This window comes from Rhodococcus olei, assembly GCF_039540555.1.
Taxonomy (GTDB): Bacteria; Actinomycetota; Actinomycetes; order Mycobacteriales; family Mycobacteriaceae; genus Rhodococcus_G; species Rhodococcus_G olei.
Genome location: NZ_BAABFB010000059.1, coordinates 127776 through 139999, shown reverse-complemented (window position 1 = coordinate 139999; position 12224 = coordinate 127776). Strand labels below are relative to the sequence as shown.

Here is a 12224-nt window from a genome sequence, read left to right as displayed (position 1 = left end):
CCGTTGTTCGGTGTCAGTTTCCGCTGACGAGCTTCTGGATCTCGCGGCGGAAGACCTGATTGGCGACCTCGTTGCGGCCAAGGAGCATGTTGCCGGCGTTGGCGCTGGCCATGGCTCGTTGCGAGTCGCGCAGGATAGGAAAGTCCTCGTTGTGCAGGACCGCGACCAGAATCTCGACGTTCTTGTCCCAGAGTCGGTTCCAGCGCTCCTCGGTCAATCCGCTGTTCTCGAGCTTAGGGCCGATCAGGCGGATCTCCATGCGGCACTGCTGCGGGTCGCTGGGATGCGGCCGGAAGGTCAGTAGCTGGTAGTGGTCGGGCTGGCGGAGCAGGGTGCTGTTGGGCCCGATGAAGTAGGTCTCGGTGGTGTGCTCGGCCAGGCTGCGGTCGCCGGGGTCCTCCTCGATCCACCGGTCGATGGTCTTGCGCAGGTTCATGAACCTGCAGTGGTGCCCGAAGTCCTCGAAGGCCATCACGTTGGTGTGGATGTGCTTGGCGGCGGTGTTCGGGTGCGCGTACTGGATGTGGTAGCCGTCGAGGAACGCATCCTGCATCAGCTTCCAGTTGACCGGCTCCTCGAACACCGTGACGCGGGTGTTCACCATCGAGTCGAGCTCTTGCGAGGCAAGGATGGCGTCCATCTCCGGCCCGAGCCAGTCGGCGACGTCGATGGTCGCGGCGGCATCGTCGACGACCCAGATGAATCCGTGCCGTTCCTCGGTGGGCAGCTGCACGAGGTTGCGCTCGGAGCGGTCGGCCTCACCGAAAGTGTTGTCGCGGGTGATCGTGCGCAGCGTTCCGTCGGTGTCGTACGACCAGCGGTGGTACGGGCAGGAGAACAGGCGGCAACGGCCCTTCTCCTCCTTCTCGACCATGGCGCCGCGGTGGCGGCACTGGTTCACCAGGGTCTTGACGCTGCCGTCGCGCTGGCGGACGACGATGACATTGTTCCGCGGCAGCTGGAGTGTGAAGAAGTCGCCTGCACGGGGGATCTCGGAGCCGTGGGCGACGATCGACGGAACACGGCCGAAGACGCGATCGCGTTCGCGCTTGGCGACCTCCGGATCGGTGAACTCGACGGGTTCGAACCAGGTGATGTGCTCGAACTCGTCGGTGGTGTCGTTGCGCAAGTGGTTCAGTGCCCGCCGAATGCGTTCCTCGCGGGGTGCTCCGACCTCGGTCATCGCTTCGCCTCCTGTCGTCGGTCGCCGGCCCGGGTGGAGTCCAGGGGGCGTGCCCGTCGTGTCGATGCCACTAAATCTAATTGATGTAGGTTTAGGTGTAAAGCCTGGGCCCGTCGGTCGCCCTTGTGGCATTAACCGACAGGCATTAGGTTGACACCAATCCGCTCGACGAGGAGTGACGATGATCGCTTACCAGTGGTGCGAGGCGCTGAGTCCGGACGATCGCGACGAGGTGCTCGCGTTGGTGCGCCTGGCCGCCGCGTACGACGACGAGGCCGGATTCTCGGCGATCAGCGAGGAGGACGTCACCGGTGGCGACAGTCGACCCGAGGCGTCGGATTCCCGTTTCGTCGACGGCGCTCGCGTGCTGCATCTCCCGATCCGGGCTCGCCGTGACCTAGGGTCCGGGCCCGACGTGCCGTGGGTCGTCGTGGCGTATCTGCATCTCACGGTCGGGGTCGACGGACTGGGCGTGGTTCAGTTCGTCGTCCACCCGGAGTATCGATCCCGGGGGATCGCCACCCAGCTCGTCGAGGAGCTCGGCCTCGACGTCGACGCCGACGGCGGGTGGGCCGGCACCGGCGCGCGGGCCCTGCGGGCCTGGGCGTACGGCAGCCACCCCGCGTCGGAACGGCTTACGTCGCGGTTCGGTGTCCCGGCCGTGAGCCGGCTGTGGACACTGCTGCGGCACCTGTCGGGGCCGTGGGCGGAACCGCTCCCGGACACGAACCTGCCCGAGCCGTACCGCATCGACCCGCCGCGTCCCGTCGGCGATCCCGCGGTCGCGGCCGCGGTGGATGCGGTTCTCGGGGATGCTTCCCTTCCGGAGCCGTACCGCGAAAAGCTTTCTGCCACCTCCCCTTCGGAGTTGGCGATGACCGCGACGGACGGCACCGGTCGTGCCGTGGGCGTCGCGTGGTACGACCCCACGCTCCGTGTCCGCGAGGAACTGCGCGCGGCATGGATCGGGGCGCTGGTCGTCACGGCGGCCGCACGCGGCTCCGGGCTGGCGTTCGCCCTGCTCGTCCAGGTGCTCGCGGAACTGCGTGAGGCCGGCGCCCAGCTTGCGCTGATGCGCATCGACCCCGATGACGAGCGGGCTCTGCGGATGTGCCGGCTGCTCTCGTTCGAGCAGGACGAGGCACACGCGTGCTTCCAGGTGGGGCACTGGTCGGGACCGGTGCGCTTTGTCCAATGAGACGGCGAACAAAATCTGACATTTGTATTGACGCCACCTGGCCCCGCCGGTAGCGTCCTGTGTCGGGGATCACAACGGAGCGCATGTTCGCTCGCCTTGCCCGGTCGGGCCGAGGTCGCCCCCCTGAACCGACAATCCGCCTGCAGATCTTGGTCAGCCGGCGTGAGGCAGTCGAATTGCCCAGTGAGAGAGGGAAGCACATGAAGAGGCTCGAGGGTAAGGTCGCATTCATCACCGGCGTGGCCCGCGGACAGGGGCGCTCGCACGCGGTCCGGCTCGCGGAGGAGGGCGCGGCGATCATCGGGATGGACATCTGCGCGCAGATCCCGTCCGTGTTCTACCCGATGGCCACCGAGGAGGACCTCGCCGAGACCGAGCGGCTGGTCAAGGAGGCCGGAGGCCGGATCGTCACCACCGTCGGCGACGTGCGCATGCGCGAGGACGTGCAGCGCGCGTACGACGCCGGCGTCGAACAATTCGGGTTCGTCGACATCGTGGTGCCGAACGCCGGCATCATGCCGGTCATCGACCAGGGCGCCGAGCCCCAGGCCTGGCACGATGCCGTCGACACGATGCTGACGGGTGTCTGGCACGTGCTCGATGTGACCGTGCCCGGCATGATCGAGCGCGGCAACGGCGGATCCATCGCAATCACGAGCTCGGCCGCCGGTCTGACCAGCATCGGCCTGAACACCTTCCCCGGCCAGGCCGGCTACTCGGCGGCGAAGCACGGTGTCGTCGGCCTGATGCGCCTGTACTCGAAGCAGCTGGCCAAGCACTTCATCCGGGTCAACACGATCCATCCGACCGGCGTGAACACCCCGATGGTCGCGAACGCCGAGTACGGCGCGTTCGTGAACTCGCATCCCGAGGTGGCCAGCGACGACGCCTACAAGAACCCGATGCCGGTCGAACTGATCGAGGCGGTCGACATCAGCAACGCGATCGTCTTCCTCGCCTCCGACGAGGCCCGCTACATCACCGGGGTCACCCTGCCCGTCGACGCCGGCTACAACAACCGCTGAGAGGCCACCGATGACCATCACCGACACCACCCCTTCGGCGCCCACGGTCGCCGACCGCGAGCAGGTCTTCATCGGCGGCCACTGGGTCGATTCGACTGGCGACGAGTGGATCGACCTGATCGACCCCTGGACCGAGCAGCGCTCCGCCCGAATCCGCAGTGCCACAGAGGAAGACGTCGCACGCGCGGTCGCCGCCGCGCGCAGGTCCTTCGACGACGGCGCGTGGGCGGGCAAGTCGATGGCCGAGCGCGCCGACGTGATCGACGAGATCGCGAACCGACTCGAGCGCCGCGTCGAGGAACTGACCGCGATCGGCGTGCTCGAGGTCGGGATCCCGGTCAGCGTCAGTGCCGGTACCCAGCAGATGACGGCGGGCCTGTTTCGGGCCGTCGCGGCCGAGGCGCGCGCGTTCGAAGTTCGGGAGGATCGGACCCGGGCAGACGGTGGAATCTCGCGAATCCTCAAGGAGCCGACCGGCGTCGTTGCCGCGATCATTCCGTGGAACGGACCGATCGGCACCATCGCGTTCAAGGTCGCCCCGGCGCTCGCCGCCGGTTGTTCGGTGATCCTCAAGGGGGCACCCGATGCGCCGCTGTCGCCGGCCGTGTTCGCCGACGTGATCGCCGAACTCGTCGCCGAAGGCCGCATCCCGGAGGGTGTGGTGAGCGTCCTGATCGCCGACCGTGAGGTGTCCGAGACGCTGGTCACCAACCCCGACGTCGACCACATCACGTTCACAGGTTCCACCGTTGCCGGCCGTCGCATCGCGGAACTCGCCAGCCGGCGCATCGCCCGCGTCTCGCTGGAGCTCGGCGGCAAGTCGGCCGCGATCATCCTCGACGACGCCGACCTGAACCACGTGCTGCAGTCGCTGCCGATGGGTGGCTGCATGCAGTCCGGGCAGGCCTGCATCGCGCTGACCCGGGTGCTCGTCTCCCGAAAGCGGCACGACGAGGTCGTCGAGGCGCTCAAGGCCGCATACGGCTCGCTGCCGATCGGCAACCCGTGGGAGCCGACCAACTTCCTCGGCCCGCTGGCCGGTGAGCGGCACCGCGACCGGGTACAGGGCTACATCGCCACGGCCGAGTCCGAGGGAGCGACGGTCGTACTCGGCGGCGGGCGTCCGGAGGGCGTCGAGCAGGGGTTCTTCGTCGCTCCGACCCTGATCGACGGGGTCCGCAACGACATGAGGATCGCGCAGGAAGAGGTGTTCGGTCCGGTCATCTCGCTGATCACCTACGAGGACGAGGACGACGCGGTCGCGATCGCGAACGACTCGATCTACGGGCTGTCCGGTGCGGTGTACACCGAGGACCTGGACCGCGGGTACGCCCTGGCCCAGCGCGTCCGGACCGGGACGATCAGCGTCAACGGCGCCGTCATCGACTTCACCGTGCCGTTCGGCGGATACAAGCAGTCCGGCGTCGGCCGCGAGGGCGGGGTGGAGGGTCTCGAGGAGTTCTTCGAGACCAAGACCGTGCACATGCCGGCGTAGGGGTCGCCGGCCGCGATCGATACAGGCGGTGACCCGGAACCTGTGGTTCCGGGTCACCGCCTGTATCCGTTGCGCTGCTATTTTGGGGGAGTCGCACGGCGTGATGTGCGTGGGAGTCGAGGCGAGAACAGTGAACAACACCGACGACGTGGCAGCAGGTTCCGGCGCGAACGTGACGACCACGATCGTGCGCCGGATCCGGGCGGGTCGTGACGACGAGTTCGCCGACTGGATTCAGAGCGGCCTCGGCCTGGCTCGGATCTTCCCCGGCTTCCTCGGCGGGGGATGGCTCAAGGAGAGCAGCGTCTCGGATGTGTGCGTGATCGTGCTCCGCTTCGAAACTCAAGGCGCCCTGGACAACTGGCTTCGCTCATCGCTGCGCGGGGGGTGGCTGCGCACCGGCGCGAACATCGCCGAGGAACTGCCGAACGACCGCGCCACGACGGCCGTGGACCTGTTCGAGCGGCCCTGATCCGGGTCCGATCAGGCCGATCGGGCGGTGGCGTCCGCCTCGTCCCGCATCACGCCGTACAGGAAGCTGCGGACCATCTCCTCGTACAGCTTCTTCGACGTCAGCTCGTTCTCGGCCAGCGCGTGGGCCAGTGTGGGCTGGGACTCTGGGTCGACGTTCGGGAAGATCGTCGAGCGGGTACTGGGACCGCGCATGGCCTCGGTGAGCGCCGCGCCGAGCGAGAGGCGTTCCATCCCGTCCAGGATCTGCACGTGCATGCGGGCCGGTACGCCGGAGGCCTCGAGGAATCGGGCGGTCTCCTCGTAGGTGCCGATGAGCAGGTCACGCGGCAGGTACTGCAGCAGGATCGGCGCCGCATTGCGATGGCGCAGGATCGACTGCCGGAAGTTGAGCGCTATGGACACGAAGTACTCCGGCCAGTCCGGTCCGGGCTTGCGGCGCGGGATCGAGCCGGCCCCCGCGATCTGCCGGGCCACCGCCGAGAGGATCTCCGACTTGTCGGAGAAGTGGTGGTAGAGCGAGGGTGCCCGGACACCGAGGTGCTTGGCCAGGCGCGGCAGGCTGAACGCCTCGAGCCCCTCGGTGTCGATGATCTCGATGGACGCCGCGACCGCGGAGGCGCGACTGATCAGCGGTTTCGACGGTCGGGGCATCTCGGGCTTTCCACTCGGTGTCGCCGGGTCGGGCACCCGGCGTGATGAGTCTGATCGTAACGGGTGGCCGGTCGGCCACCGGGACGGTCGATCACCGCGTCGGTACCGATCCGTCGAGAAACTCGAGCAGGCCCTCGCCGAGCACGTCGTTGTCGTCGCCGCTGACCATGTGTCCGGCGCCGCCGACGTCGACGTGCCGGGCCCCGGGGATCAGATCGAGGAGGTCGCGGGCGCCGTCGACGCTGACCACATCGGACTGCGCACCGCGGATCAGCAGGGTGGGCACGGTGATGGCGCGCGCCGCCGTCCGGGCCTGCTCCTCACGGACTCCCGCTTGCTCGGGACCGTTCTCCCGGTGGGTGAGCATCCGCGGATCCCAGTGCCAGTACCAGCGGCCGTCGCGCATTCGGAGGTTCTTGCGCAGGCCGTCGACGCGCGGGCGCCGTCGGCGGTGCGGGTTGTAGGCGGCCACGGCCGCGGCGGCGTCCTCGAGGGTGTCGAATCCGGCCAGACCGTCGTGCATGAAGGCGCTGATCTTGGCGAGCCCCTCCGGCTCGGCGCGCGGGGTGATGTCGACCAGGACGAGTGCGCGGCCGAGGTCGGGGTGCGAGCCCTGCGCGATCAGCGAGGCCATGCCGCCCATGGACGCGCCGACCAGGACCGGGGGATCGTCCAGGACACCCGCGACGGCGACCACGTCGCGGGCGTGCGCCGCGATGGAGTAGTCGCCGTCGTCGGCCCAGTCGCTGTCCCCGTGGCCGCGGGCGTCGACCGCCAGTGCGCTCCAGCCGTTCCGAGCGAGCCGCTCTCCAGTGCGCTGCCACGAGTGCCGGGTCTGCCCGCCGCCGTGCAGCAGGAGCACCGTGCCACGCGTCGGCCGGTCGACCGGATCCCAGCGGTCCGCGACGAGGGTGACGCCGTCGCTTCGCAAGCGGACGACGGTGGTGGTGTCGGTCATGGTTCGGACCTTTCTGTCGGTCAGTGGCCGGACGTGCCGCCGTCGACCGCGAGGGTCGAACCGGTCACGTACCCCGACGCGGGGCTGGCCAGGAACACCACCGCGGCGTCGATCTCGCGCTGGGTGGCGGTGCGGCCGAGTGGACAGTCCCGCAGGAACTCGGCGAGGGTCTCCGGGGACATCTCGCCGGTCATGTCGGTGTCCACGAACCCGGGGGCAATCGCATTGACGCGAATCCCTTTTCGTCCCGACCACTGGTTCGACAGGTCGCGCGTCAGGCCGATCATCCCGGCCTTGCTGGACGCGTAAGCCGCCTGCGGCAGTACCGACTTGACCAGCCCGAGCATGCTCGCGACGTTGACGATGCTCGACCCGGGACGCATCACTCGAGCACAGGCCTGCGCGGTCCAGTAGGCGCCGAAGAGGTTGACCTCGAGCACGTTCCGGTAGTCCTCCGGGCGTTCGCGCGTGGCGGGCGCGGCATGTGTCACGCCGGCATTGTTGACCAGGACGTCCAGGCGGCCGAACTCCTCAATCGTCGCCCGCGCCAGTGCGTCGCACTGGTCAGGGTCCGTGACGTCGGTCGGCACGACCAGGCAGCGGCGGCCGACGTCATGGACCGCCGCGGCGACCTGCTCGAGCCTGTCGCGCCGGCGGGCCGCGACCACCACGTCGGCTCCAGCCTCGGCCAGCGCGCGAGCGAACCCGGCGCCGAGGCCGCTGCCCGCGCCGGTCACGACGGCGACGGACCCGGACAGGCCGAACAGGTCGAGAACCGATCCGGTGTCGGGGAGGGGGGCGTCCATGCTGTCGGTGCTCCTGTCTGGCTGGCAGCTGAGTGCCGCGGATGTCTAATAACTATAGATTTAGACCCGGGGGTTGGCGGAAGGCAATGCCTCCGACGTCGCCCTTGCGTTCCTTAAATCTAATCACATAAGATTTACGCAAGTTCAGTCCGAGTGGAACAGGTAGCCCGATGACCGACAACCAGACGCCCCAGCAGATGCGGGTGATCGGCAAGGAGCCGGCCGCGGCCGGTGTCGTGGCGGTGACCCTGGCGGACCCGGATGGTGCCGCGCTCCCGAACTGGGAGCCCGGTGCCCACCTCGACCTCGTGCTCGGCGACATCACCCGTCAGTACTCGTTGTGCGGCGACCCGGCCGACGGCAGCTCGCTCACCGTTGCGGTGCTGCGGGAACCGAACGGCCGCGGCGGGTCCGCGTTCGTGCACGACAAGCTCGAGGTCGGCGACCTGATCGGCGTCGGCGGGCCCCGCAACAACTTCGCACTGACAGCCGCACCGTCCTACCTGTTCGTCGGCGGCGGCATCGGCATCACCCCGCTGCTGCCGATGCTGCGAAGGGTCGACGAAGGCGGTCTGCCGTGGCGGCTGCTGTACGGCGGCCGCACACGCGCGAGCATGGCATTCGCCGACGATCTGACGGCCGCGTACCCCGACCGGGTCGACCTGCGGCCCCAGGACGAGTACGGCATCCTCGACCTCGTCTCCGCGCTCGACGCCGCGCCGCCAGGCACCGCGGTGTACTGCTGCGGACCCGAACCCCTGCTGCAGGCGATCGAGTCCGCCTGCCGGGACCGCGATCACGTGACTCTGCACGTCGAACGGTTCGCCCCGAAGCAGATCGACGCCCGCGAGGACGGCGCGTTCGAGGTCGAGCTGAGCAGCAGCGGTGCCGTCGTGGAGGTCGGTGCGTCGGAGTCCGTGCTCGACGCCCTACTGCGCAGCGGGGTCGCCGTCGACTTCTCCTGTCGGGAGGGCACCTGCGGGACCTGCGAGGTTGCCGTCCTGGCCGGCCGGCCCGACCACCGCGACTCCGTGCTCACCGAGGACGAGCAGGCCGCGAACGACGCGATGATGATCTGCGTCTCCCGCAGCTGCACCCCGAAGCTCGTCCTCGACCTCTGACCACACCGCCCGTGACCGACCACACCCTGTCAGGAGACCTCGTGACCGAACCCGAGCCCGCCGCCTTGTACGAGGTCCGCGATCACATCGCGATCGTGACCCTGAACCGGCCCGACGCGCTCAACTCCGTCAACGCCGCGCTGTCTGCGGCGGCCGGATCGGCGCTCGAGCGGGCCGCGGCGGACCCGGAGGTACGGGTCGTGGTCATCACCGGCGCCGGCCGGGCGTTCTGCGCCGGCGCCGACCTGAAGGAGATTGCCGCGGGCCGCAGCGTTTACGACCCCGAGCACCGGGAACGGGACTTCGCGGGCATCGTCCGACACTGGATCCCGAAGCCGGTGGTCGCGGCCGTGAACGGCTTCGCGCTCGGCGGCGGCACCGAGATCGTGCTGTCCGCGGACCTGGCGGTCATCGACGAGCGAGCGTCGTTGGGACTGCCCGAGGTCACCCGCGGACTGATCGCGGCAGCCGGCGGCGTGTTGCGAATCCACCGGCAGGTGCCCCCCAAGGTCGCCGCGGAGATCGCGCTCACCGGGCGGCCGGTGCCCGCCGCCCGCGCGTACGAGCTGGGGCTGGTCAACGCCGTCGCCCCCGCAGGGACCGCGTTGGACGTGGCGCTCGATCTGGCCGGCACGATCGCGGCGAACGCGCCGCTCGCGGTGCAGCAGAGCAAGCGGGTAATGCACGAGAGCGCCGCGGCGTACACGGGCTGGGCGCCCGAGGACTGGACTCTCAACCGTGACGCCACCCGAGTGGTGATGACCAGCGAGGACGCGAAGGAGGGTCCGCGGGCGTTCGCGGCCAAACGGACGCCGCAGTGGACCGGTCACTGACGGCGGCGCCCCGAACCGACGCGTCCGCCGACCCCACTGCCGGCGTCACGGGCGGTCGTGTCGTTGGCGCACTGTGCTTCTCGGTGATGACGTTATCGGTGCTGCAGGCCGCCGTGGTGCCGGTGATCCCGACAATTGCGCGGCAACTCGGGATCGGGCCGACCGCGGTCGGCTGGGTGTTGACCGCGAACCTGCTCGCGGCCGCGGTGACCACGCCGGTCCTCGGCCGGCTTGCCGATCAGCTGGGGGGACGCCCCGTGCTGATCGGTGTGCTGATGGTGGTCGCCGCAGGTTCGGTGCTCTGCGTCGTGGCGCAGTCCCTGACGCCGCTGATCGTCGGGCGGGTGCTGCAGGGCACCGCGTTCGCCCTGTTTCCGATCGGGGTGGCGGTGCTGCGTGCGGTTCTCGACGAGAGGCGGCTCACCCACGCCATCGGCCTGATGTCCGGAATCATGGCGGCCGGAGGAGGATTCGGGATGGTCGCCGCCGGTCTGCTGGTCGCCGGCGACGGAGACCACCGCCGGGTCTTCTGGATGCTGCTTGCGCTGAGTCTGATTGCGCTGGTGATCTCCTGGATGTCGATACCCGGCACCGGGGTCCAGCGGGGACGTGGCGGCCGAACCGACACGGTGGGCTCGGTACTGCTCGCCGTCGGGTTGTCCGCCCTCCTACTCGCGATCGCCCAGGGTGGCCGGTGGGGGACAGGTCTCGCAGTAGTCTCGGCGGTGGTCGGTCTCGTCGTTCTCGTGTGGTGGTACCGACACGAAAAGCACTGTGCCGCACCGCTGGTTTCGCCGGGTGCACTGACGGGGCGAACCGTGACCCCTGCTCACCTGGCCGCGTTCCTGATAGGTGCGGCGATGTACGTCCAGTTCCTCGGCATTGCGCAGTTCGTCCAGGCCGACCTCGGCGTCGCCGGCTACGGGTTCGGCTCCACGGTGTTGGAGGCGAGCCTGATCTTCCTGCTGCCCGGCTCCGTCGCGGGAGCGCTGACCGCCTCCGTCAGCGGCAGGCTGGTCACTCGGTTCCGCGCGGATCGGGTTCTCGTCGCGATGTGTGCGGTCGGGGCCGCCGCGTTCGCCCTCCTGGTGCTCGCGCACGGGCGACCGTGGCAGATGGTCGTGGCCGTGGTGGTGGTCAACGTGTTCGTCAGCGGTGCCTACGCGGCCCTTCCCGCCCTGCTCGTCGACGCGGTACCGGTGTCCGGGACCGCCGTGGTCAACGGGATGAACGCGATCGCGCGCATCTTCGGCAGCTCGCTCGCGAGCGCCGTGATCGCTGCCCTGCTGGCGGCGATGACGGTGCCCGGCACCGGCGCCGCCGCGGAGTCGGCGTACGTGATCGCCTTCGGCCTCGGTGCAGCGGTCGCCGCCGGCGCGGGTGTTGCTGCAGTGTCCACCCGATGGTTGTCAAAGAACAAATATTGATTGACGTCTCATATTTGGGCGCGTAGCGTGGGTCACAACGCGCCGGAGGTGTCACCGCCCCTGGGTGCGCTCGTCTGCATCGTGTCCTGAATCCGGTGCACGCCAACTTCGTTCGCGATCCCGTTCAAGAACGCCGGTCGCCCGGCGAACCCGCTCTGCGGGCCTAAGGAGCTCCCACATGAAACTCAACGACAAGGTCGCGATCATCACTGGCGGTGGTTCGGGACTCGGACGGCAGTCCTCGCAGCTGTTCGCGTCCGAGGGCGCCCGCGTCGCGGTTGTCGACATCGACCCGGAGCGCGCCGCGGGCACCGTCAAGCTCGTGCAGGAGCAGGGCGGAACCGCGATCGACATCGTCGCCGACGTGAGCGACAAGGCGCAGGTGGTCGCGGCCGTCGCCCGCACCGTCGAGGAGTTCGGCAAGCTCGACATCATGTTCGCGAACGCGGGCGTGGTCTCGCGCGGCGGCGTGCCCTCCGTCGCCGGGGGCGAGCAGGTCGCGTTCGAGGATCTGACCGAGGACGACTGGCACCACGTGCTCGGCGTCAACCTCAGCGGCGTCGTCTACTCGGCGCAGGCCGCGGTACCCGCGATGAAGGAGAACGGCGGCGGCGTCATCCTCGCCACCTCGTCCGCGGCCTCGCTCGCGGCGTACCACAGCATCGCCCTGTACTCGGCGACGAAGGCGGGCGTGAACGGACTGGTCCGCGGCCTGAGCCTCGACCTCGGCAAGCACGGCATCCGCGTCAACGCGATCGCCCCGACGCACGGGATGTCGCCGAACTTCCTCGCGCCGGCCGGAACCCCGGTGGTCGGGCAGTCCTACGAGGAGGTCGCGGGGCCGTGGAACCCGGCCGTCTCGCCGATTCCGCTCAAGCTGAACCGTCCGCCGTCGCTGCTGGACAACGCGCGCGCTGCGCTTTTCCTGGTGTCCGACGACTCCGCGTACGTCTCGGGCGTCACCCTGCCGACCACCGACGGCGGCACTCTTGCTCGGGTCGGGATGTGGTTCGAGGAGGACCTGAACCCCGAATCAGGCTCCTGAACCGACAC

At 69.1% G+C, this 12224-nt stretch carries 12 protein-coding genes; 8 read left to right on the top strand and 4 right to left on the bottom strand.

Annotation, left to right across the window (positions count from 1 at the left end; translation table 11 throughout):
- Positions 1-13 precede the first annotated feature (13 nt).
- On the bottom strand, positions 14-1183 hold the full coding sequence (locus tag ABD951_RS18920) for an aromatic ring-hydroxylating oxygenase subunit alpha (protein ID WP_345348435.1): 1170 nt from the start codon (positions 1181-1183) through the stop codon (positions 14-16).
- A gap of 181 nt (positions 1184-1364) precedes the next feature.
- Here ABD951_RS18920 and ABD951_RS18915 point away from each other — a divergent pair, with 181 nt between their 5' ends.
- From ABD951_RS18915 to ABD951_RS18900, 4 genes are all read left to right on the top strand, one after another.
- Positions 1365-2381: a GNAT family N-acetyltransferase gene (locus ABD951_RS18915; RefSeq protein ID WP_345348432.1), complete on the top strand. Its 1017-nt coding sequence runs from the start codon at positions 1365-1367 to the stop codon at positions 2379-2381.
- A gap of 200 nt (positions 2382-2581) precedes the next feature.
- Positions 2582-3406: a mycofactocin-coupled SDR family oxidoreductase gene (locus ABD951_RS18910; RefSeq protein WP_345348429.1), complete on the top strand. Its 825-nt coding sequence runs from the start codon at positions 2582-2584 to the stop codon at positions 3404-3406.
- 10 nt (positions 3407-3416) lie between these two features.
- Positions 3417-4901: an aldehyde dehydrogenase gene (locus ABD951_RS18905; RefSeq protein ID WP_345348426.1), complete on the top strand. Its 1485-nt coding sequence runs from the start codon at positions 3417-3419 to the stop codon at positions 4899-4901.
- Positions 4902-5031: 130 nt separating this feature from the next.
- Positions 5032-5373, top strand: coding sequence for an antibiotic biosynthesis monooxygenase (locus ABD951_RS18900; RefSeq protein WP_345348423.1), 342 nt, complete (start codon positions 5032-5034; stop codon positions 5371-5373).
- An 11-nt stretch (positions 5374-5384) separates the two neighbouring features.
- On the opposite strand, the gene ABD951_RS18895 is transcribed toward ABD951_RS18900, so the two are convergent.
- The 3 genes from ABD951_RS18895 to ABD951_RS18885 all read right to left on the bottom strand — a co-directional run bounded on the left by ABD951_RS18895 (position 5385) and on the right by ABD951_RS18885 (position 7790).
- On the bottom strand, positions 5385-6026 hold the full coding sequence (locus ABD951_RS18895; protein WP_345348420.1) for a TetR family transcriptional regulator: 642 nt from the start codon (positions 6024-6026) through the stop codon (positions 5385-5387).
- A 91-nt stretch (positions 6027-6117) separates the two neighbouring features.
- Positions 6118-6984: an alpha/beta fold hydrolase gene (locus tag ABD951_RS18890; RefSeq protein WP_345348417.1), complete on the bottom strand. Its 867-nt coding sequence runs from the start codon at positions 6982-6984 to the stop codon at positions 6118-6120.
- Positions 6985-7004: 20 nt separating this feature from the next.
- On the bottom strand, positions 7005-7790 hold the full coding sequence (locus ABD951_RS18885; protein ID WP_345348414.1) for an SDR family NAD(P)-dependent oxidoreductase: 786 nt from the start codon (positions 7788-7790) through the stop codon (positions 7005-7007).
- Between the two features lie 170 nt (positions 7791-7960).
- Between ABD951_RS18885 and ABD951_RS18880 the strand changes: the two genes are divergently transcribed.
- The 4 genes from ABD951_RS18880 (at position 7961) to ABD951_RS18865 (ending at position 12216) form a co-directional block, all read left to right on the top strand.
- Positions 7961-8911, top strand: a complete 951-nt coding sequence (locus tag ABD951_RS18880) for a PDR/VanB family oxidoreductase (RefSeq protein WP_345348411.1) — start codon at positions 7961-7963, stop codon at positions 8909-8911.
- Positions 8912-8952: 41 nt separating this feature from the next.
- Positions 8953-9744, top strand: a complete 792-nt coding sequence (locus ABD951_RS18875) for an enoyl-CoA hydratase-related protein (protein WP_345348408.1) — start codon at positions 8953-8955, stop codon at positions 9742-9744.
- Positions 9729-11171 carry an MFS transporter gene (locus tag ABD951_RS18870; protein WP_425569886.1) on the top strand — a complete coding sequence of 481 codons (1443 nt, stop codon included), beginning with the start codon at positions 9729-9731 and terminating at the stop codon, positions 11169-11171. Before ABD951_RS18875 ends, ABD951_RS18870 begins: the two co-directional genes overlap by 16 nt.
- Before the next feature lie 178 nt (positions 11172-11349).
- Positions 11350-12216, top strand: a complete 867-nt coding sequence (locus ABD951_RS18865; RefSeq protein ID WP_345348405.1) for an SDR family NAD(P)-dependent oxidoreductase — start codon at positions 11350-11352, stop codon at positions 12214-12216.
- The last annotated feature ends 8 nt before the right edge of the window (positions 12217-12224 follow it).